Annotated in this window: 25 protein-coding genes; 10 read left to right on the top strand and 15 right to left on the bottom strand. The window is 65.8% G+C overall.

The annotated features are described in order from the left end of the window. Positions 1 to 100: 100 nt before the first annotated feature. Both POF53_RS05455 and POF53_RS05450 read right to left on the bottom strand, forming a co-directional pair. A complete protein-coding gene (locus POF53_RS05455; RefSeq protein WP_498966697.1) occupies positions 101 to 427 on the bottom strand; it encodes a putative quinol monooxygenase in 327 nt (108 codons plus the stop codon). Between the two features lie 409 nt (positions 428 to 836). Next, the gene (locus POF53_RS05450) at positions 837 to 1,844 is read right to left on the bottom strand and encodes a zinc-binding alcohol dehydrogenase family protein (RefSeq protein WP_498966695.1); all 1,008 of its coding nucleotides are present in this window, start codon (positions 1,842 to 1,844) and stop codon (positions 837 to 839) included. A gap of 106 nt (positions 1,845 to 1,950) precedes the next feature. Here POF53_RS05450 and POF53_RS05445 point away from each other — a divergent pair, with 106 nt between their 5' ends. Continuing rightward, positions 1,951 to 2,841, top strand: coding sequence for a LysR family transcriptional regulator (locus tag POF53_RS05445; RefSeq protein ID WP_203646485.1), 891 nt, complete (start codon positions 1,951 to 1,953; stop codon positions 2,839 to 2,841). Here POF53_RS05445 and POF53_RS05440 read toward each other — a convergent pair whose 3' ends face one another. The 3 genes from POF53_RS05440 to POF53_RS05430 all read right to left on the bottom strand — a co-directional run bounded on the left by POF53_RS05440 (position 2,842) and on the right by POF53_RS05430 (position 4,897). Continuing rightward, positions 2,842 to 3,459 (bottom strand): dTMP kinase, encoded by a 618-nt coding sequence (locus tag POF53_RS05440; RefSeq protein ID WP_234561176.1) that lies wholly within the window; start codon positions 3,457 to 3,459, stop codon positions 2,842 to 2,844. A gap of 42 nt (positions 3,460 to 3,501) precedes the next feature. Beyond that, positions 3,502 to 3,924 (bottom strand): PA0061/PA0062 family lipoprotein, encoded by a 423-nt coding sequence (locus tag POF53_RS05435; RefSeq protein ID WP_498966692.1) that lies wholly within the window; start codon positions 3,922 to 3,924, stop codon positions 3,502 to 3,504. A gap of 64 nt (positions 3,925 to 3,988) precedes the next feature. Further along, the gene (locus POF53_RS05430; protein WP_498966690.1) at positions 3,989 to 4,897 is read right to left on the bottom strand and encodes an NHL repeat-containing protein; all 909 of its coding nucleotides are present in this window, start codon (positions 4,895 to 4,897) and stop codon (positions 3,989 to 3,991) included. A gap of 256 nt (positions 4,898 to 5,153) precedes the next feature. On the opposite strand from POF53_RS05430, the gene POF53_RS05425 reads away from it, so the two are divergent. Continuing rightward, entirely contained in the window at positions 5,154 to 5,990 is an 837-nt protein-coding gene (locus tag POF53_RS05425; RefSeq protein WP_110739035.1) for a bifunctional allantoicase/(S)-ureidoglycine aminohydrolase, read from the top strand. A gap of 186 nt (positions 5,991 to 6,176) precedes the next feature. Then, the gene (locus tag POF53_RS05420) at positions 6,177 to 6,782 is read left to right on the top strand and encodes an START domain-containing protein (RefSeq protein ID WP_203646493.1); all 606 of its coding nucleotides are present in this window, start codon (positions 6,177 to 6,179) and stop codon (positions 6,780 to 6,782) included. Between the two features lie 3 nt (positions 6,783 to 6,785). Here the strand turns inward: POF53_RS05420 and POF53_RS05415 are convergent, their stop codons facing one another. From POF53_RS05415 to POF53_RS05400, 4 genes are all read right to left on the bottom strand, one after another. Next, positions 6,786 to 8,294 (bottom strand): MDR family MFS transporter, encoded by a 1,509-nt coding sequence (locus tag POF53_RS05415; RefSeq protein WP_232856249.1) that lies wholly within the window; start codon positions 8,292 to 8,294, stop codon positions 6,786 to 6,788. After that, positions 8,284 to 9,420, bottom strand: a complete 1,137-nt coding sequence (locus POF53_RS05410; protein ID WP_498966687.1) for an HlyD family secretion protein — start codon at positions 9,418 to 9,420, stop codon at positions 8,284 to 8,286. The genes POF53_RS05415 and POF53_RS05410 overlap by 11 nt, the downstream gene beginning before the upstream one ends. A 240-nt stretch (positions 9,421 to 9,660) precedes the next feature. Continuing rightward, complete coding sequence (locus POF53_RS05405) at positions 9,661 to 10,533, bottom strand: alpha/beta fold hydrolase (RefSeq protein WP_254463713.1); 873 nt, start codon at positions 10,531 to 10,533, stop codon at positions 9,661 to 9,663. Positions 10,534 to 10,551: 18 nt separating this feature from the next. After that, entirely contained in the window at positions 10,552 to 11,172 is a 621-nt protein-coding gene (locus POF53_RS05400) for a LysE family translocator (protein WP_475858600.1), read from the bottom strand. 245 nt (positions 11,173 to 11,417) lie between these two features. Here POF53_RS05400 and POF53_RS05395 point away from each other — a divergent pair, with 245 nt between their 5' ends. Beyond that, positions 11,418 to 11,897, top strand: coding sequence for a GNAT family N-acetyltransferase (locus POF53_RS05395; protein ID WP_203646500.1), 480 nt, complete (start codon positions 11,418 to 11,420; stop codon positions 11,895 to 11,897). On the opposite strand, the gene POF53_RS05390 is transcribed toward POF53_RS05395, so the two are convergent. Beyond that, positions 11,879 to 12,319, bottom strand: coding sequence for a hypothetical protein (locus POF53_RS05390; protein WP_498966684.1), 441 nt, complete (start codon positions 12,317 to 12,319; stop codon positions 11,879 to 11,881). The genes POF53_RS05395 and POF53_RS05390 overlap by 19 nt on opposite strands. 115 nt (positions 12,320 to 12,434) lie before the next feature. Here POF53_RS05390 and gspH point away from each other — a divergent pair, with 115 nt between their 5' ends. Further along, positions 12,435 to 12,869, top strand: coding sequence for a type II secretion system minor pseudopilin GspH (gene gspH / locus POF53_RS05385; protein WP_498966682.1), 435 nt, complete (start codon positions 12,435 to 12,437; stop codon positions 12,867 to 12,869). After that, positions 12,866 to 13,459: a PulJ/GspJ family protein gene (locus tag POF53_RS05380; protein WP_232856253.1), complete on the top strand. Its 594-nt coding sequence runs from the start codon at positions 12,866 to 12,868 to the stop codon at positions 13,457 to 13,459. Before gspH ends, POF53_RS05380 begins: the two co-directional genes overlap by 4 nt. Here POF53_RS05380 and POF53_RS05375 read toward each other — a convergent pair. The 3 genes from POF53_RS05375 to POF53_RS05365 are packed head-to-tail and all read right to left on the bottom strand — an operon-like array spanning position 13,452 to position 15,567. Then, a complete protein-coding gene (locus tag POF53_RS05375) occupies positions 13,452 to 14,354 on the bottom strand; it encodes a FecR family protein (protein ID WP_254463717.1) in 903 nt (300 codons plus the stop codon). The genes POF53_RS05380 and POF53_RS05375 overlap by 8 nt on opposite strands. A gap of 29 nt (positions 14,355 to 14,383) precedes the next feature. After that, complete coding sequence (locus tag POF53_RS05370; protein ID WP_028692228.1) at positions 14,384 to 14,926, bottom strand: RNA polymerase sigma factor; 543 nt, start codon at positions 14,924 to 14,926, stop codon at positions 14,384 to 14,386. After that, positions 14,923 to 15,567 (bottom strand): STN domain-containing protein, encoded by a 645-nt coding sequence (locus POF53_RS05365; protein ID WP_254463721.1) that lies wholly within the window; start codon positions 15,565 to 15,567, stop codon positions 14,923 to 14,925. The genes POF53_RS05370 and POF53_RS05365 overlap by 4 nt, the downstream gene beginning before the upstream one ends. 160 nt (positions 15,568 to 15,727) lie before the next feature. On the opposite strand from POF53_RS05365, the gene POF53_RS05360 reads away from it, so the two are divergent. Beyond that, positions 15,728 to 16,042 (top strand): hypothetical protein, encoded by a 315-nt coding sequence (locus POF53_RS05360; RefSeq protein ID WP_475858608.1) that lies wholly within the window; start codon positions 15,728 to 15,730, stop codon positions 16,040 to 16,042. Between the two features lie 341 nt (positions 16,043 to 16,383). On the opposite strand, the gene cobF is transcribed toward POF53_RS05360, so the two are convergent. After that, positions 16,384 to 17,136, bottom strand: a complete 753-nt coding sequence (gene cobF, locus POF53_RS05355; protein ID WP_498966679.1) for a precorrin-6A synthase (deacetylating) — start codon at positions 17,134 to 17,136, stop codon at positions 16,384 to 16,386. A gap of 64 nt (positions 17,137 to 17,200) precedes the next feature. Beyond that, a complete protein-coding gene (locus POF53_RS05350; protein WP_084942878.1) occupies positions 17,201 to 18,490 on the bottom strand; it encodes an OprD family porin in 1,290 nt (429 codons plus the stop codon). A gap of 346 nt (positions 18,491 to 18,836) precedes the next feature. Here POF53_RS05350 and POF53_RS05345 point away from each other — a divergent pair, with 346 nt between their 5' ends. The 3 genes from POF53_RS05345 (at position 18,837) to POF53_RS05335 (ending at position 20,270) form a co-directional block, all read left to right on the top strand. Continuing rightward, positions 18,837 to 19,193 carry a histone-like nucleoid-structuring protein, MvaT/MvaU family gene (locus tag POF53_RS05345; RefSeq protein ID WP_186713382.1) on the top strand — a complete coding sequence of 119 codons (357 nt, stop codon included), beginning with the start codon at positions 18,837 to 18,839 and terminating at the stop codon, positions 19,191 to 19,193. A gap of 206 nt (positions 19,194 to 19,399) precedes the next feature. After that, positions 19,400 to 19,927, top strand: coding sequence for a lactoylglutathione lyase (gloA, locus tag POF53_RS05340; RefSeq protein ID WP_254463726.1), 528 nt, complete (start codon positions 19,400 to 19,402; stop codon positions 19,925 to 19,927). Positions 19,928 to 20,024: 97 nt separating this feature from the next. Next, positions 20,025 to 20,270 carry a hypothetical protein gene (locus tag POF53_RS05335; RefSeq protein WP_203646509.1) on the top strand — a complete coding sequence of 82 codons (246 nt, stop codon included), beginning with the start codon at positions 20,025 to 20,027 and terminating at the stop codon, positions 20,268 to 20,270. The last annotated feature ends 97 nt before the right edge of the window (positions 20,271 to 20,367 follow it).

Below are 20,367 nucleotides of genomic sequence, written 5' to 3'. Positions count from 1 at the left end.
AGAGAAAACCTATACAATACTAGATTTTTGTATAGATAAAATCAAATCATGTATAGATCAGCGGGTGCACCACTGCGCGATGCCGGTTGCCCGTTGTGCCTCACGGGTGAGGCGCAACGGTAGTGGATATCGGATCAAGGAAGACCAGTTGCAGCGGCTCCGCCAACAGCAGGTCGGCCTGTTCGGCAAAGCGCTGGAAGTGGGCGGTGGCCAGGTGCGAGTCCAGGGCCTGCTGGTGGTCGAACGCCTCACGCATGTAGAACGTTCCGGGCTCATCGCTGCGCTCGAACAGCATGTAGTCGCGGTTGCCGGGTTCCGCCCGGGTTGGCTCGATCAAGGCCAGCAAGGCGGCTTTCAGCGAGGCTGCGTGGCCTGGCTTGGCCTTGAGGATGGCAAGGGAAACGAGGGGATGGTCTTGTTGGTTCATATCTGGCTCCTGGTCAGTTGCGGATCGACTGGCCTGCGGTTGTTTGTGCATGGGCTATTGACCGTGTGTGGGCCGTTGGGTGTCCGCCGCGATTCTTGCAGCGCCTATGAGATCGAGCGCCGCCCGCGCGGCGCATCGCGGGACAAGCCCGCTCCTACATCTGTTTCGGGCCAATTTTTCCTGTGAATGAGGCGGCGCCCGCCTTGGTGCATGCCTCAAATCGTGCGGGGCGGCAGTGGTGCCCATGCAGAGATTTCGTCGGGCCAACAAGGCGGACCCGGTAATGGCACAGGATTGACTGGCCCGAAACAGATGTAGGAGCGGGCTTGTCCCGCGATGCGCTGCGCGGGCGGCGCTCGATCTCAAGAGCGCTGCAAATCCAACGTTGAACGCCCTGAAAAGATGGGCTTCAGAACCCTTCCAAAACAATCTTGCCGCGCGACTTGCCGCTCTCGACCAGCGCATGGGCACGGCGCATGTTGGCGGCATTGATAGCACCGAAATGCTCGCCCAGGGTGGTGCGCAGGATGCCCTGGTCGATCAGCCCGGCCACGCGCTCGAGCAGCTCGTGCTGGCGCACCATGTCGTCGGTCTGGTACAGCGAGCGGGTGAACATCAGCTCCCAGTGCAGCGACAGCGACTTGCGCTTGAGCGGCATGACATCCAGCGTCTGCGGGTCGTCGATCACCCCCAGGCGACCTTGTGGCCGCAGCACCTCGACCAGTTGCGCGAAGTGCTGCTCGGTATGGGTGAGGCTGGCGACATGGCTGACCGACTCGATCCCCAGGGCCTGCAGTTGCCCGTGCAGTGGCGCGCTGTGGTCGATGACATGATGGGCGCCCAGTTCGCGTACCCAGTCGGCGGTCTCGGCGCGGGAGGCGGTGCCGATGACCGTCAGGCGGGTCAGTTGCCGGGCCAGTTGCACCAGCATCGAGCCGACGCCACCGGCGGCGCCGACGATCAGCAGGGCATCGCCCTCGCCGCCGCCTTCGACTACTCCCAAGCGATCGAACAGCAGCTCCCAGGCGGTGATGGCCGTCAGCGGCAGCGCTGCCGCTTGCGCCGCACCCAGGCTGCGCGGTTGGTGCCCGACGATGCGTTCGTCGACCAGGTGGTATTCGCTGTAGCTGCCGGGCCTGGCGATGGAGCCGGCGTAGTACACCTGGTCGCCGGGCTTGAACAGGGTCACCTGAGGGCCGACTTCACGGACGATACCGGCCGCGTCCCAGCCGAGTATTTTCGGCTCACGCGTGAAAGTGCCGGCACGCACCTTGGTATCGACGGGGTTGACCGACACGGCCTTGACCTCCACCAGGATGTCCCTGGGCCCTGGACTCGGCCTGGGCATGTCGATGTCCTGAAGGGACGCAGGGTCTTCGATGGGCAGGCCGTTCTGGGTATAACCGATCGCTTTCATAGGCACTCGCTGCTGGATATGGTTTGATTCGTGAACCCAGTCTGGCGTGTCCGGTCGTTGGGAAAAACGGGTTGTACCCGTGAACACTTTCATTGCAGGAGTGAAAATGATCCGCCTCGACGACCTGGCCATCTTTGTTCGCAGCGCCGCGTTGGGCAGCTTTACCGCAGCCGCCCACGAAGCCGACCTGCTGCCCGGCCAGGCGGCCGAGGCGGTCAAGCGCCTGGAGCGTGAACTGGACGTGCGGCTGTTTGCCCGTACCACGCGCAGCCTGCGCCTGACGGCCGAGGGTGAGCAGTACCTGCCCTCGGCCTTGGCCGCCCTCGAGGCCCTCAGGCAAGGACGGGACAACCTGCAGCAGGAGAGCGCCCAGTTGAGCGGGATCCTGCAGGTGGCCGCGCCGTCCGACCTGGGGCGCAACGTGCTGCTGCCCTGGCTCACGGCGTTTCGCCGCGAGCACCCGCAATTGAACCTGCGCCTGTTTCTCTCCGACCAGATCGCCGACCTGTTCCGCGATCCGGTGGATATCGCCATCCGCTACGGCCTGAACACCGACGCCAACTACATCGCCCTGCCACTGGCACCGTGGAACCGCAAGGTACTGGTGGCCTCGCCCGAGTACCTGGCGCGGCAAGGCCCGCTGCAAGCCCCCGCAGAACTGCGCGAACACCAATGCCTGCTGTACATGCAGCAGGGCCGGGTCTACGACAAGTGGCAACTGGGGACGCAGACCGTGCAGGTGCGTGGCGCCCTGCTCTGCGACGATGCCGATATTGCCCGCCGATGGGCCGTGGCGGGCGAAGGGATCACCTACAAGTCCTGGCTGGATGTGAGCGACGATGTATTGGCGGGGCGGCTCGTCGTGCTGTTGCAGGATCACCCAGGGCCGAGCATGCCATTGAGCCTGGTGTGCCCGCACCGCAAGCAGTTGTCGCCTGCCGTGAAGCAGCTGCACGCCTGGCTGTCGAGCCGTATCGCCGCGCTCGAACGCTACTGATCAGCCTGCTGGCAGCACGCCCTGGATCGCCGATACCACCTGCCGCGTCGCCGCTTCCAGGGTGTCTTCATTGCGGCACAAGAACCAGCCTTGATCGGCAACCGCTCGCTCGAATGCTTGCGTGCAGGCCTCGTGTTCATCCAGTTCATGCATCACGGTACTGCCTAGCCCACGCGAGCGCGCCGCTGCCCTGCCCCAGGAAATTTCAGGCTCGGTGATCACGCCCACATGCAGGTCCGGCACCCGCACGTCGCATTCGATGTTCAACCGTAGAATCTCGGCAAACGGCACCAGCCGGCGAAACGCGGCATCGGACGGGTACCAGCGATCGATCAGGATGATGCTGTCCTTGGGCTGTCTGGCCAGCACATGCCGGGAAATCCAGGCCCGGCTGTGCGCAAGGCGCTCACAGACCTTCATCTCCAGCTCCCGGCAGGGATGCCTGACGAACTGGTTGACCAAAACCATGGTTTCGCCCCGATAGGGATCGCTTTTCTTCTCGCTGATGCGGATCACTTTCCTGTTGTCCGCCCTCAGTGCTTGGGTGACGGACTCCAGCAGCGTGGTCTTGCCGGTGCCTTTTGGCCCGTCCAGGGAAATGAACAGCGAATGATTCATGCGTCACACAACGATTGGATTCCTTCATCAACTGACATCGACTCACATCAGGCAGTAGAACTCGCTGACCTCGGCGACGATCTCCCGGGCGGCATTGTACAGCCTTGCCTCAGGTGTCAGGGCCATGGAGCGGGCTTCGAGCACATAGCGCTGGCCGGCCTGGAAACCGGCGTAGTCGAGGGTCAGGTAGCATTGGCGGACCGTGGTGCCGCCCATCATGCTCAGCCCGCCTCCGCCGCTCGTTTCGTAGTCGAACCTGACCACCAGCTCATGGCTGCCGGGAGTCACCTGGAAGAAGCGGCCTTCGACAAGGCGCTGCTTGTCCAGGCGTTCGGCCAGCAGGACACGGTCGTTGGGAAACGGCAGCGAGAGGTCGACCCAGGCCATCTGCGGGTTGACGGCGGGCATTGGCGCCTGGCAACCCGGGATGACGGTGATCAGCAACAACAGCATCAGCCGGCGCATGACAAAGACTCCTCTGGGGCCTGTATCAAGGATAGCGCCGTGGCCTTTGCAATGGAGGGGTTTGTCAGGCTTCGGGCACCCGTGGCAGGGATTCGGCCTGGGCAGTGCTCTGCGCAGCCGGCGGGGTCAGGCGCAGCACCCGGTCGCGGCCACCCTCGGCGAGCAGATAGCCGCCCTTGCCGTCCGGGACGATGGCCTGGGGCGCCTTCAGGTAGTTGAGCACCGTGTGACGGGTGCCATCGCCGTCGATGCGCAGCAGGCGCGCACGGTGGGTCGAGTCCTCACTGATCCACAACCCACGCTGATCGCACAGCAGGAACGTCGGATTGCGCAGACCTTCGACCACCACCGGGTCGGCGCCTTCGGCATTGTACGCACGAATCTTGCCGGTGGCTTTCTCGGTGTACAACAGGCGCCCGTCGGTGCAGCGGGTCAGGCCTTCGGTTTCGGTCAGGCCCGCACGCAGCACATCGAGTTCGCCGCTGCGCCAGTCGTAGCGCATCAGCCGGCCATCGCCCTTGCGGTCCTCGATGGCGTAGAGATGCTCGCCATCGTTGTACAGGCCCTGCACGTTGTTGCCTTCGAACAGCTGGCTGACCTGGCCGTTGCGCGACACGCTGACCGGCGCCCCGCCCACTTCCTGGCTGAACGCCCAGCCACCGTCGACGGCGACCATGCCGTCGGGCTTGGACAGGCCGTCGAGCAACACCACCCGGTCGCCCTCGGCGGTGATGCGCATGATGCTGCCCTTGCCGCCGTTGAGTTCGCGGCTGACCAGCAGGCTGCCATCAGCCTGGGGCAGCAGCGAGGCAGCCCGGGTCACCGAGTTGTGCAGTACTTGCACGCCCCAGCCTTCGGCGGCCTGCACCGGGTAGAAGGACTGCCAGCCGAAGAAACCCAGGGTACAGGCTACCAGACCTCCGGTACCGGCCAGAGCGAGGCGGACAGCACGTTTGCGCAAGACAGGCATCATCGATTCAGCTCCGTGGAAGTGCTGGCGATGCTAGCAAGGTGATGTGAAAAAAATGTCATCGCCATAAAGCCTGGGAAACTTCCTACACCCGCACCATGAGAATACCGTCATCACATTCAGCAATTGGATACCGGGTATTCCAACATTTAATTTGTAGATGGCACAGTCACGCCCCTATGCTGGCGGTGCATCCCCTGCACGCACCGGCCGGTGTGGTCCAAGGCATGGGGAGAGAACAACAAAGTCGAGACCGTTCATGTCGAAACCTTCCTACTTCGCCCCCCACGGTGGGCACCCGGCTCAGACCGAGCTGCTGACTGACCGTGCCATGTTCACCGAAGCCTATGCCGTCATCCCCAAGGGCGTGATGCGTGACATCGTCACCAGCCACCTGCCATTCTGGGACAAGATGCGCATGTGGGTCATCGCCCGCCCGCTGACCGGTTTCGCCGAAACCTTCTCCCAGTACATCGTCGAAGTCGCCCCCGAAGGCGGCAGCGAGCGCCCTGAGCTGGATCCGAACGCCGAAGCGGTGCTGTTCGTGGTCGAGGGCGAGATCGATATCACCGTCGAAGGCAAGCACCACACCCTGGTGCCGGGCGGCTACGCGTTCCTGGCCCCGGGCGCCGACTGGAGCCTGCGCAACAACAGCAAGGCCAATGTCACCTTCCACTGGCTGCGCAAGCACTACCAGAAGGTCGAGGGCCTACCGGTTCCGGAGTCGTTCGTCACCCACCGCGACAACGCCACCGTCATCGAGATGCCGGGCACCGAAGGCGCCTGGAAGACCACCCGCTTCGTCGACATGGCCGACATGCGCCACGACATGCACGTCAACATCGTGACCTTCCAGCCGGGCGGGGTGATTCCGTTCGCCGAGACCCATGTCATGGAACACGGCCTGTACGTGCTGGAAGGCAAGGCGGTGTACCGCCTGAACCAGGACTGGGTCGAGGTCGAAGCCGGCGACTTCATGTGGCTGCGCGCCTTCTGCCCGCAGGCCTGCTACTCCGGCGGCCCGGGCCCGTTCAGCTACCTGCTGTACAAGGACGTCAACCGTCACGTGCACCTGACGCTCAATCCGCAGCGCTGAGGGCTTCAAGGTGACTCTGCAGGTGCCGCCAGGCCCTGCAGGTTACCTGTGGGAGCGGGTTTACCCGCGAATGCGTCGGTGAAGGCACTGCCGCATTCGCGGGTAAACCCGCTCCCACAGGTCGGTGGCTGCAACACCATGCATTCCCGGCCATACTGAGCGGACCACCCCTCCCGGCCCCACGCCATGCGCCTGCCTCGTCTCCTGCTTGCCCTGCTGCTCCTGCTGCCGACCACCGCATCGTTGGCAGACGACTGGCAACTCGCCCACCAGGAAGACGGCATCGATGTCTACCTGAGAAGTGTCGACGGTTCGCCCTACCAGCAGTTCCGCGGCATCACCCGGATCAAGGCCAGCGTCCGTACCCTGATCGACCTGCAGGAGAACCTGCGGGTGGCCTGCAAATGGCTGTACGCCTGCGCCGACATGCGCCTGCTGGAGGTGGACGGCGACACCACCTGGGTCTACCTCACCACCGCCCTGCCCTGGCCGGCCAAGCCCCGCGACATGGTGCTCAAGGTACGCACCGAGCGCCTTGACGACGACACCCTGGTCCGCCACCTGAGCGCCGAACCCGGGCGGGTGCCGGCAACACCTGGGCTGATCCGCGTGCGCCGGCTCAGCGGCGAGTGGATCATGCGCCCGCTGGGCGAGCGCGAGACCGAGGTCACCTATCAGCTGCGCGCCGACCCGGCCGGCGATGTGCCGGGCTGGCTGGCCAACCGCTTCGTCGTCGATGCGCCGATGGTCACCCTGAAGACCCTGCGGGCGGTGGCCGAGCGTCAGCCGTAATCGCTAGCGACTGCGCAGCAGCAGGGACGCCAGCGCACAACCGAGCAACGCCACGCACGACAGGTAGAACGCATCCGAGTAGGCCATCAGGTAGGCCTGCTCGCGCACGCTCTGGTCGATCAATGCCAACGTCTGCATCACCTGCGGCGACTGCGGGTCGACCATGCCGCCGGGCAGGCGTTGCTGCAGCGCTCCGTCGAACAGCGTCAGCCCTTCGCCCACTCGCACCGAATGAAAGCGCTCGCGCTGCGACACCAGTTGCGTCAGCAGCGCCGTGCCCAGCGCACCACCAAGGTTGCGCAGCATCGAGATAAGCGCCGAGGCGGAGCCTGCCTGGGCCTTGTCCAGGCCCTTCACCGCCAGCACCGACAACGCCACCATGATCAACGGCTGGCCGATGCCGCGCACCACCGTCGAGGGGATGATCACGTTGCTGCCCGAGTCCACCGTCAGCGTCGACCCCAGCCAGCAGCCCAGGGCCATGATGGCGAAGCCGCTGGCCACCAGCAGCTTGGCATTGAGCCAGCGCATCAGCCGTGGCAGCAACGGCGCCAGCAGTAGTTGGACCATGCCGTAGGCGATCAGGCTCTTGCCGATCTCGCTGGCGCTGTAGCCCTGCACCAGCGACAGGTAGTTGGGCACCAGGAACACCAGGCCGAAGGTGGCCGCGCCGAACACTGCCATGGCCAGGCTCGACACGCCGAAGTTGTAGCTGCCCAGCAGACGCAGGTTGATGAATGGTCGCGCGCCCCACAGTTGGCGCTGGATGAACAGCGCCAGGGCGATCACCGCGACGAGGCTGAAGCCGACGATGAAGCGCGATTCGAACCAATCCTTGCGCCCGCCCTCCTCCAGCACCACCTGCAACGCCCCCAGCCCCAGCGCCATGGCGACGATGCCCAGCCAGTCCGCCTGGCGCAAGGCGCCGCGATCACCGGCCTGGCCCTTGATCGACCAGGCCACCGCCGCCAGCAGGGCCATGCCCGGTGGCAGTTGCAGCAGGAAGATCCAGCGCCAGGAGTACATGTCGGTGAGCCAGCCACCGATCGACGGCCCGGCGGCCTGGGCCACGCTGTTGGACAGGCTGAACAGTGCCATGCCCAGCGCCAGGCGGCTGGCCGGCAGCTCGGTGATGATCAGCTGCATCGATAGCGGGATCAGCACCGCGCCGGAGGCGCCCTGGATCACCCGCAGGCTGATCATCGCCTCCAGGCTGCCGGCCATGGCGCAGCTCACCGAGCTGACCAGGAACACCGCCGAGCCCACCAGCATGACCCGGCGCAGGGAGAACACCTGCACCAGCCAGGCCGTCAGCGGGATCATGCTGATCTCGGCCACCAGGTAGGCGGTGGATATCCACGAACCCTCCTCGAAGCTGGCCCCCAGCGCGCCCTCGATCTCGGGCAAGGCGGCGCTGGTGACATGCACGTTCATGCCGGCCATGAAGCAACCGAACAGGCCACCGATCACCGCCACCCAGGCGCGCAGCGAGACTTTGTCCTCAGCGCTCATGGCGGGCCTGCCGGGTGTCGACGGTGGCAATCACCGACATGCCGGGCAGCAGTCGTGGGCTGTCGTCGGCCTCCGGGTCGAGGTGGATGCGCACCGGAAAGCGCTGGACGATCTTGGTGAAGTTGCCGGTGGCGTTGTCCGGCGGCAGCAGCGCGAACACTGCGCCGGAGCCTGGGGAGACGCTGTCCACCGTGCCGCGCCAGTGCTGGCCGAAGGTATCTACCTCGAGGGTCACTGGCTGGCCGGGGCGCATCTGCGCCAGCTGGGTTTCCTTGAAATTGGCCACCACGTAGGCCTGCGCCACCGGCACCACCGCCAGCAGCGGCAGGCCGGGGGTGACGTACTGCTGCTGACGCACCTTGCGCTGGCCGACCACGCCGTCGAACGGCGCGCGGATCTCGGTATCGGCCAGGGCGCTGCGGGCCAGGTCGGCCTCGGCGCGGGCCTGGTCGAGGTCGGCCTGGCGTTGCAGCAGCTCGGCTTCCAGTTGCTTGCCCTGCTGTTCCAGCATCGCCTTGCGTGCATGCTGGCGGGCCAGTTCGGCGTCGGCGGCGCGCTGCATGGCCTGGGCCTGGATGCGGGTGGCGCGGGCCTGCTCCATGCGCTGCACACTGGCCGCCTGCCATTGCGCCAGGTGCTGGTAACGCTGCCAGTCGGCCTCGGCCCGCTGCGCCTCGCCGCGGCTGCCACCGCGTTCGGCGTCGGCGCGGGCGATGGCGTGGGCCTGCTCGTCCTGCTCGGCGACGAAGGCGCGCAGGCGCATGCGCTGTACCTGCAGCGCCGCCTCGCTCACCGCCAGCTGTGCCTCGGCCTTGCGCAGGCGGTCGCGAAAGTCTCGTTCGTCCAGGCGCACCAGCAGGTCGCCGGCCTTGACCGTGGCGTTGTCCGCCACCGCCACCTCGGCCACATAGCCACTAACCCGGGCACTGATCGGTGCCCAGTCGGCGCGCACGTAGGCGTCGTCGGTCTGCTCCAGGAAACGGCCGTCAAGCCACCAGTAGCCGCCATAGGCCGCCACCAGCAGCCCCAGTCCCCCGGCCAGGCCGAAGCGCAGCAGGCGCTGACGACGCCGCGCGCGGGTTTGCTCGAGGGTGTGCTGGGGATCTGGGCTGACCGCCTGGTTCATGCTGGGCTCCATCCGTTGGGGGGGAGCGACAGGGTACGGAATCTGAGATTGTCGTTCGCTCGCGAATCGGCAAGCAATCGTCGCGAAATGGACAGCAGATCAGCGAATAGAGGTCCTGTAGGAGCGGCCTTGTGCCGCGAAAGGGCCGCAAGGCGGCCCCGGCGATCTTTGCGTACAGGCTGACATCCTGGGGCCGTTGCACGGCCCTTTCGCGGCGCAAGGCCGCTCCTACAGGAATGCTCAATCCTGCAGGAACGCCAGCACCTGCTCCGTGGCCATCGGCGGGTCTTCCTGCATGAAACAGTGCCCGCCCGCCACCTGCTGCGCGCTCACCTGGGCATTGAGCCCCGCCAGGCGCTGTACCGAATGTGGCACGAAGGGATAGGTCTGCTCGCCGTACAGGATCCGCGTCGGCGTCTGGATACTGCCCAGGTGCTGCCACATGCGCTCTGGGAACGAACTGAAGATCTCCACCTCACGGCTGGGCCGGCACTTGAGTACCACGCCTTCGCCGCAATCGCCGATGGCGTGTTCCACATAGGCCTGCAAGGCGGCGTCGGCCCAGCCCTTGAAGATCCCGCGCCCTTGCAGCGAGGCCTGCGCCGCCTCGCGGTCGGGCCAGTGGCTGCGGCGGGTGGCGGCCTTGCGCGCCAGGGCGTGGCGCCGGTGCAGGCCGACCATGGCGGCGGCGCCCATTACCCCGATCATGCGCCGGCTGAACAGCACCGGATCCAGCAGCACGGCGCGCTGGAACAATTTCGGCTCGCTGGCCAGGATCAGCCCGGTGAGCACGCCGCCGAAACTGTGGCCCAGGGCGTAACGCGGGACATCGCCATACTCGCCGCGCCCGGCCTCGAACGCCTCCACCGCCAGCGCCGCGCTGCGGTTCCAACCGCAAAAGGCGCCGCCGTGGTCACTGTCGCCATGGCCCTGCACATCGCTCAGCCACAGGTCGAAATGCTCGCCCAGGCGCATGAGCATCGGTTGGTAAACCAGGCTGCAGAAGCCGTTGCCATGCAGAAAGTGCAGCAGCGGCTTGCCGCTGGCGGGGGTTCGCCATCCACGCAGGCTAAAGCCTTCTGCGCATTCATGGGACCAGGGAATCAACTCCATCGACGGCACTCATCGGCTCTATGAAAACGCCGATTCTACAAACAGCAGCGGATACAGTGAAATCACCAGCAGCACGGCCATTAGGACATTGAACAGCACCACCGCGCGCGGATTGCGCAGCAAGTTGCGCAAGGCGCTGCCGAACATCACCCAGACACCGACACTGGGCAGGTTCACCAGGGCGAACACGGTGGCGATGACGATCACGTTGAATACGTAACCCTGGGCCGGCGTATAGGTGGTGATCGCCCCGATCGCCATCACCCAGGCCTTCGGGTTGACCCACTGGAACGCCGCGGCGCCCCAGAACCCAAGCGGCTTGCGGCTGGCTGCGCTGTCGCCGGACATCGGCCCGGAGGTGGCGATCTTCCAGGCCAGGTACAGCAGGTACGCCGCGCCCGCGTAGCGCAGGATGCTGTACAGCGGCGGCCAGGCCTTGAACACCTCGCCCAGCCCGAGGCCCACCGCCAGCACCATCACCATGAAACCGGCACTGATGCCCAGGGCGTGGGGAATGGTGCGGCGCACGCCGAAGTTGACCCCCGAGGCCAGCAGCATGGTGTTGTTCGGACCGGGGGTGATGGAAGAGACGAAGGCGAACAGGACGAACGCACTGAGCAGATCGAGGGAGGCAAGCATGGCGGCGGTTTCCGGCTTTTCTGATTATCGAAAGGCCACAGTAGCGGAGGGTTGGGGGGAATGACCGGTACAGTTGAATTAAATTGAGCAGATACACCCTTCTGTTTCATCCGAATGCATGCCTGCTGGCCGCCATGGATATACCGGCGCGGTAAATCTACCGCCAGACACCTGGCGATCTTCCTTCCTCTTCCCTGACACTACAGACCGTCTACGCACCTTATCAATTACAAGGAAGCCCCACCATGCCCGTGACCATCCGCCCTGCAGTCCGCAGCGACGCCACCCAGATCCTGGCCTTCATCACCGAGCTGGCCGACTACGAGCGCGCCCGCCACGAAGTGGTGGCGACCCTCGCCGACATCGAGCACAGCCTGTTCGACGAGAGCAGCACGGTGCGCAGCCTGGTCTGCGAGCGCGACGGCCAGGCCATCGGTTTCGCCGTCTACTTCTACAGCTACTCCACCTGGCTGGGGCGCAACGGCATCTACCTCGAGGATCTCTACGTCACGCCCCAGCAGCGTGGCGACGGTGCCGGGCGCACGCTGCTGCGGCATATCGCCCGCGAGGCGGTGGAGAATGGCTGCGGTCGCCTGGAATGGAGCGTGCTGGACTGGAACGAGCCAGCCATCGGTTTCTACCGCTCGCTGGGCGCCGAACCGCAGGACGAGTGGATCCGCTACCGCCTCGACGGCGAGCGGCTGCGTCAGTTCGCCGAAGGCTGAGGCGCCTCGCCCCAGAACGACGCCTGCGCCAAAACCGGCACCTCGACGCGGCTGCGCTGGCCGCCGCGCTCGATCACCAGGCCGCGGCCTTCGATGGCGACCAGGCGCACGCCGCGGGCCAGCTCCTCGCCGCTGCGTACGGCACGTGCCGGGGCACCGTCGACACTGACGATGGCCACCGCGCCCTGGCTACCGGCCATCACGCCGCTGACCTGAATCTGCACCTGCGACGGCAGGTCAGCGAACCAGCGCCCGGCCGGCGTTTCGCTCGACGCCAGGGCCTCGGCGGGTTGCAACCGAGCCACGTCCGCCGTGGACTGCAACAACAGGCTGGCCCAGGTCGCCAGTCCGGCGATGAGGGCCAGCAATCCCAATCCCTGCAACCACAGGCCGAGGGACAGGTTCGGACGGGTAATACGCATGGTCACGCGCTCCTTGTGTACCTGCGACCGAGCATACCGACCTATTCTCACGGTTTTGTTTCACACGGCGATCATCTTGCTCGGGCAATCTGCCTGGCAGGACAAGGAGCGCCCCGTGAACGGACAACGTGGTTTCACCCTGATCGAACTGATGGTGGTGCTGGTGATCGTCGGTATCGCCAGCGCCGCCATCAGCCTGACCATCCGCCCCGACCCGGGCAAGCACCTGCGCGCCGACGCCGAGCGCCTGGCACGCCTGCTTGAACTGGCGCAGAGCGAGGTCCAGGCCGACGGCCAGCCGCTGCGCTGGCAAAGCGATCGCGACGGTTACCGATTCGTGCGCGCCGATGGCCAGATGCTCGTCGATGGCCCGCTCAAGCCGCGCCGCTGGCAGGCCGAGGCGGTCAAGGTGCAAAGCGAGCCCCGTGGCGCGGTGTGGCTCGACGGCGAGTGGATCGGCACGCCGCTGACCCTGCGCCTGCGTAGCGGCGCGCTGCGGGTGGAACTGGCGCGCAACGCCGCCGGCCAGGTGCGGGTGAGCCAGCCATGAACCGGCAAACAGGCTTCACCCTGATCGAAGTGATGATCGCCATCCTGCTGATGGCGGTGGTCAGCCTGATCGCCTGGCGTGGGCTGGACAGCGTCAGCCGCGCCGACCGCCATGTGCGTGAGGCCAGCGAAGACCAACAGGCGATCCTGCGAGTGTTCCAGCAACTGGAGCGCGACCTGGCCCTGCGCGCCACCGTCGAACTGGTCGAGCCGCCTCTGCCCGGCCGCGAACCGCCCGGGAAACCGTTGCTGCCTGCGGTGCGCGCCCGTGCCGATCGACTTGAACTGGTGCGCTCCGGCGCCGTCTCCGGCAGCGGCTTGCAACGGGTTCGCTGGTACCTGCGCGACGGTACCCTGTACCGCGCAGCCGCGCCCCTGCGCGAGCGCTTTCCACTGCCCGCGCCCAAGGCCGCGGTGGCTGTACTGGACAACGTCAGCGCCTTCGACCTGCGCAGCTGGCAAGCCAAGGGCGGCTGGCGCTCACCGGCCAGCGAGGCCGACGACAACCCCGCCGGACTTGAGGTACGCCTGACCCGGCGCGGCCCCCAAGGCGAGGAGCGTTACCGCCAGGTGCTGGGCCCGTTCAACTGACCAGCACCACGCCGCCCGGCAACTCCAGGCAGCGTGCGCCATAGGCGACGCGGATCAGTTCGGCGGCCTGGCGCAACTGGTCGAAACTGAACCGCGCCTGTACCCGCCGGCGCCCCAGCGTGGGGTTGAGCAGCACCAGGCGTCCCGGGCGGTAGCGGTTGATCTCGTCGATCACCCGGGCCAACGGCGCGTCGCGGAACACCAGCATGCGCTCACGCCAGGCCATCACCTGGCCCGGGTCGAACGACTCCGGCATACCGATGCCTTGCGCGCCATAGCGCAGTTGGCGACCCGCCGGGAGCACCTCTACCCGATCATGGACGGCCACGCGCAACTCACCGCCCAGACAGGTGACGCAGACCCCCTCATCGTCCTCGCGCACGTTGAACCGGGCCTGCTCGGTGCTGATCACCCCATCCTGCGCCCGCACCTGAAGGGGCTGGCCGGCCTGCACCTCGATCTCGCCGGCGAGCAGGGCGATACCCTCGGCCTCGCGGCTGACCCGGGTGCGCACGTTCAGCTCAAGCTCGATCCCGGGCGTCAGCACTACCCGTTGCTGCTCGCCGATATCGGTGGCAAACGCCGGTGCCGGCGCCATGGCCTCCTCTAGCAGGCCGCCACGCCAGGCCAGCAGCGCCACCGACGCCGCCAGCGCGCCGCCCAGCAACGCCCGGCGACCGAGCAGCGGCGCGCCCTGCCCGGCTTGTCGTGCTGCTGGGCCGAGCAGGTGCCAGAGCTGGCGGGCCTGGGCAAAGGCCTCGGCATGCGCCGGGCTGCGCGCGCACCACTGGCGCAGGGCTTGGGCATCGGCCTGGGTGGCCTGGCCGGACGTCAGCCGCAGCAGCCAGTCCTGGGCCTGGCGCTGCAAGTCGGAATCGGGCGGAATCTGGGACATGGGGCTCACATGAAGAGGTCGACTATCGTTCAAGACGGTTTTCCCGCGCCGGGACCGAACCGCTGAAACACTTTTCTGTCCAGGCGCATCGCGCAATGCCCCAGCGCCGCCTTGAGTTCCTTCTCCACCGTGCGCGTGGAGATGCCGAAGCGCTGGGAGATTTCCAGGTGCGAGGCTTCCTCCAGGCGGGCGGCGATGAAGATCCGACGACGCCGGGCCGGCAGCTCGTAGAGGGCGCCCAGCAGGTTCTGGATCTCGCGCTGGCCGCCGACGATGCGCGCCGGGTCCTGGTCTTCGGCCACCTGCAGCAGCGCTTCGATCTCGGCGCCAGTGAGCAGCCGGGCGTCGGCCTCGCGGCGGTCGGCGGCGACGTTCAGGGCCATGCGGTACAGGTAGGCGCCGGGACGCTGCAGGTCGTGCGTCGCATCCATGCGGTCCACCCGCAGGTAGGTTTCCTGCAGCACGTCGTTGGCCAGGTCGTCAGAACCGAGCCGGCGCCTAAGGCGTACCCTGAAGGCGTCATAGGAGGTCAGAAACAGCTTGACCAGCGCACTGTCCCGAGGTTTGTTCATGCCGCCGCAGCTCCTTGCGAAAGTGGGCAATCCATAGGTTCCGGACGCAGCAGCAGGGTCAGCGGCTGCGCCAGGGATGTCGGCGGCGCCTGTTCCAGGCGCACCGTGCGCAGGCGCTCGACCAGCGCGGCGTCGCGGGCGAAGTCGCCGGTCGAGGCCAGCAGGCGGCTCTGCACCAGTTGGCCGCCGGCATCAATCCACACCTGCAAGGCCGCCCGGTAAGCGCCCGGCCGGGTCAGCGGCGAGGCGCACAGGGCGCGTTCGACCGCGTGTTGCAGCGCCAGCGCATAACTGCCCGATGACAGGCCGCCGTTGCGCCCACGCCCAGCCGTGCCGCGCAGGCGCAGCGGTTGCAGGGTGAAGCCGCCGCCACTGTAGTGCGCCTGCAAGCCGGTGCCCTGCAACAGTCGCTGCAGGCCTTCGCGAGCCGGGTAACGGCCCAGGACCTGGCTGGAGCGCTGACCGGCGAGCAACGCCTGGTCGACCAGCACCGCCAGGCCGCTCTGCCGAGCGAAGCTGTCCAGCGCCCGGTCCAGCGCCTGGGCCGGGATATCCAGGGTCAGCAGTGGCTGGCCACGCAGACCGGGGGCCGCCAGCAACCAGGCCAGCATCAGCGCGCCGACCACGAGCAATGCACGCACAGATATCCGGGCCTCCTTGCTGGCCGCCGTCGCCGGGGAAACGTCATCCTGGGGCCTGTGTATGACGCTGTGGTGACAGCCTGCGGCAACCAAAACTTCACCTCGATTGCGGCCTGCGAGGGCTAGACTGCGCCGAGGAACGATTGCCCGGAGACCCGCCATGGCCCGCCTGACCCTGACTGCCCTGCCCTTGCTGCTGACCTGCGCCCTGCCGGCCTACGCGGAACCGCCCAAGGGCGGCCAGGGTTGCATCGATGTGCAGGTGGGCCAGTCACGGGCCCTGGCCTATGACTGCCTGACCCAGCAGCTGCAAGGCACTGATCCGCGCGCCGCCAAAGGGCTGCGCGAACAGCTGGATCCGGCGCGGCAGATGCAGCGCCGGGCGCCGAACCAGATGGGGTTGGCGACGCCGGCGGCGACGTCGACGCGCATGGGTAATAGTTTTGGCAGTTCGGTGGTGCCGCAGCGGCCTTGATGGGGTTGGCGGAGTCTGCTGGGTGTCCGGCGATAAAGTTGTAGCGCCTACAAGATCGAGCGCCGCCCGCGCGGCGCATCGCGACGCAAGGCCGCTCCTACATTTGTTGCAACGTGCCGAACCTGTCAGGCCATGGTTGCCCGCCTTGGTGCATGTCGTGAGACAGGTGGGGCGCCAGTGGTGCCCACGCTGGAACCGCGTCGTACCAATAAGGCGGACCAGGTAATGGCACAGGATTGACTGGCCCGAAACAGATGTAGGAGCGGCCTTGCGTCGCGATGCGCCGCGCGGGCGGCGCTCGATCTCATAGGCGCTGCAACTCTCTTGTCAAACACCAACCACTACCCCCCCTCCCTGCGCAACAGATAGGTATCCATGATCCACCCCTTGCGCCGCCGCGCTTCCTCGCGCAACTGCACGATGCGCGCCTTCACCGCCAGCAACGGCCCGCTGACCAGCAACTCGTCCGGCGTGCCCAGGTAGGCGCCCCAATAGATCACCAGTTGCGGATCGTCCAGGGCGGCAAAGGCGCACTGGCCGTCGAGCATCACCAGCACGTTGTCGATCCGCGCCTGTTCGCCCAGGCGTCGACCCGGCAGCACGGTCAGCGGCTCGCCGATGCGGTTGAGGGGGATCTGGTGGCGGGCGGCCAGGGCCTGGATGCTGCTGATGCCGGGAATCACCTGCAAGGCCAGCGCCACGCCGCGTTGGCGCACCAGGTCGAGAATACGCAGGGTGCTGTCGTACAGCCCGGGCTCGCCCCAGAGCAGGAAGGCGCCGATGTCATCGGCGCCCAGTTCATCTTCGATCAAGCGGGCATACAGCGCGGCGCGCTGGATGTGCCAGTCCTGCACCGCGCCGACATAGTCCGGCGCCTGGCCGTCCCGACGCGGGTCTTCGACCTGCACCAGGCGGTAGCCGCCCTCGGGCCGGTAGCGCTCGAGGATGGCCCGGCGCAGGCGCACCAGTTCATCCTTGTCGCTGCCCTTGTAGAGGACGAAGAACACCGTGGCGCGGCGCAATGCCTCCACCGCCTCATAGGTGACCTGGCGCGGATCGCCCGGCCCGATGCCGATCAGAAGAAGCTGTTTCATCGCCTGCCCTGCCTGGTTGCCGATGGTCATTGTCGACCGACCACCGGCCCTTTGGCAAAGCGGCTCAGAAGATCGAGAAGTTGTAGCTGACGATGACCCGGGTCTCGTCCATGTCACGCGCCCACTTCTCGTAGTTGCTGCGGTAGGTGGAGTTGCGCAGGCGCACGCTGACGTCCTTGAAGGTGCCGGACTGCACCTGGTACTTCAGCTCGCTGTCGCGTTCCCATTCCTTGCCTTCGGCATTGCTGCCCGGGACCTTGACGTTGTCGCCGTTGATGTAGCGGGTGAAGAAGGTCAGGCCGGGCACGCCCAGGGCCTTGAAGTCGTAGTCGTAGCGCACCTGCCAGGAGCGTTCCTGGGCGGCGGCGAAGTCGTTGACCTGGGCGTAGTTGACCAGGTACGGGTTGCTGCCGTCGAGGTACGGCATGGCGCTGTCGCCGTACATGCGCTGCCAGCCGGCGCTGAGCTTGTGGCCACCGAGGCTGTAGCCGAGCATGCCGCTGAAGGCACGGTGGTCGATGTGCCCGGCGCGGGCGTTGCCGATATCGTCGCTCTTGATCAGCCGCAGGTCGGCCGACAGCGTGCCGACCTCCAGGGGCTGGCTGGCGACCAGGCCGAGGAAGTGCTGGCGGTAGATGTTCTCGAGCTTGGAAACCTGGTACTGGGCGCTGACCCGCTCGTTGACGCGGTAGTCGACGCCGGCCAGGTCGAAGTGGTCGGCCTCGATGTCGCAGGCGTAGCGCTTGTTCTTGCAATGCACGCGGATGTCCTGGCGGTCGGTGGAATCACGCGCGGTGTACTGGTTCAGGCGCGCCAGGGTGAACTTGAGGTCGCGCACTTCCTCGGAGGTCAGCCAGGCACCGTGGAACATGGTCGGCAGCAGGCGGCCGTCGTTGTACTTGAGCAGCGGCACGTCCGGCATCATCGAACCGTACTTGAGCACGGTGTTGGACACTTTCACCTTGCCGGCGACGCCCATCTTGGCGTACTGGTCGGCAGAGTGACGCGGATCGTGGCCGGAAGACGGCAACAGGCCGCTATTGCTGTCGGCGGGGCTGGAGTCGAGTTTGAAACCGACCATGCCCAAGGCATCCACACCAAAGCCGACCGGGCCCTGGGTATAACCGGACTGGACATTGAGGATAAAGCCCTGCGCCCACTCTTCGCGTTTCGACGCGCCCTGTTTGGAACTGCTGTGGCCGTCACGGAAGTCCCGATTGAAATAGACATTGCGTGCTTCGACCTTGGCACTGCTGTCTTCAAGAAAACCGGCGGCCTGGGCGTTGACACCGGCACACAGGAAGAACAGGCCGGCAACTCGGCGCCCGGGGGCGAGGGGGAAAGGGGCAAACATGCGAGGGAACATCCAAAAGAAAGGCGAAAAACCATCCGGGCAGTCATCTGCACCGGCACTACGCGATGAACGAATACACTTCGACCATCATCCATAATTTTCCGACAATGGCTCTAGCCCGCGCCATGGGACCATGGTCTAAGGCGTTTGGCAGGGTCTTTTCGAACAGCGCGCAAAAAACCGGCAAAGTTCCCGACTAATTGATTGAAAGTTTGCTGTTTACCCCCTTGCGAGCGACTACTACACTCTCGCTTAGCGAACAGCTTCACCCATCCCCGTGGCCGGCGTTCAGTCTGGTTTCATGTTCGTCACGTCCCGCCACGACAGACTTACAGGAGTGATGACAGTGTCCAGACTTGCAGAGTTTCGTGCTGCCGAAAAAGCGCTCAAGGAACAGATGGCACAACTGGAAGCGCTGAAAAAGGATGCCGGCCTTAAACGCGAAATCGAATTCGAGCAGAAACTAGTCGGCCTGATGAAAAGCTATGACAAGAACCTGCGCGACATCATCGCCATCCTCGATCCGAAGGCCGTGAGCCGCGCTCCGGCCCAGGTCAAGCAGCAGCGTCGACCACGGGTGGTGAAGGTCTACCAGAACCCGCATACCGGCGAGCGGATCGAAACCAAGGGCGGCAACCACCGTGGGCTGAAAGCCTGGAAGGAACAGTACGGTGCGCAGACGGTGGAAAGTTGGGTGCGCTGATGAAACCTCGACACCCGCTTCACACTTTTTTCACATGCGCAGGCCCAGTATCGAACCAGCTAAAGGACTAGCGACCCCATCACGCGCCCGCACATGCGGGCCTCTAATTCCGGCGCCCCGCACTCGTGCGGGGCGCTTTCATTTGCGCTGAAGGCTGACTTCCGTATCATGGTCCGCCTGTTTTAGGCCCCGATTCTGGAGTACCCATGAGCCTGCACGATCTGCAAACCCTGCCCGGCGTTACCGCCCAGCCGGACACCGCCACCGCCCAATTCGTATTCAACCACACCATGCTGCGGGTCAAGGACATCGAGAAGTCCCTGGACTTCTACACCCGCGTCCTCGGCTTCCGCCTGGTGGACAAGCGCGACTTCCCCGAGGCGGCCTTCAGCCTTTACTTCCTGGCCCTGGTCGACCCGGCGAAGATTCCGGCCGACGACGCCGAGCGCCACCAGTGGATGAAATCGATCCCCGGCGTGCTCGAGCTGACCCACAACCACGGCACCGAGAACGATCCCGAGTTCGCCTACCACAATGGCAACACCGACCCGCGTGGTTTCGGCCACATCTGCATTTCGGTACCGGACGTACGTGTTGCCTGCGCCCGCTTCGAGGCGCTGGACGTACCGTTCCAAAAACGCCTGGAGGATGGCCGCATGAACCACCTGGCCTTCGTCAAGGATCCGGACGGCTACTGGGTCGAGATCATCCAGCCGACCGCACTCAAGGACTGACCTTCGTCGGGTCGCGCTCGTCGGGCCGGGAACTCCCGGCCCCTCGCTGTGGTATCTAGAAGGAACGTCTGTTCCCAGCCACAGCGAGGTAAGGACGATGCAAACCCTTCACTGTGAATACCGCGACCACACCATCACCGCCAGCGTGATGCCCCACCCCGACTCGCCCCTGCCCTACGCGGCCGGCTGCGTGATCACCGATCCCGCAGGCCATAGCAGTCGACGAATCTCGATACCGATGAAGTTCTTCGCCGACCTGGACAATGCCCAGCATGTGTCCCTGGCCCATGGCCGGGCGCTGGTTGACCGGCAACTGGACCAGGCTGACCAGCGAGTGTTCTGAGTTGGGGTCACCCGCGTCCCTTTGAATCGCGTTGCGTCACGCCAGCGTCTGGCGCTGTAACCCTACCGGCAAATACCGGGTGGCCTCCCTGTTGCCA

This window comes from Mitsuaria sp. RG (genome assembly GCF_028369275.1).
GTDB lineage: Bacteria > Pseudomonadota > Gammaproteobacteria > Pseudomonadales > Pseudomonadaceae > Aquipseudomonas > Aquipseudomonas peradeniyensis.
Note: the sequence above shows the minus strand (reverse complement) of the source record. Positions and strands in the feature narration are given on the sequence as shown.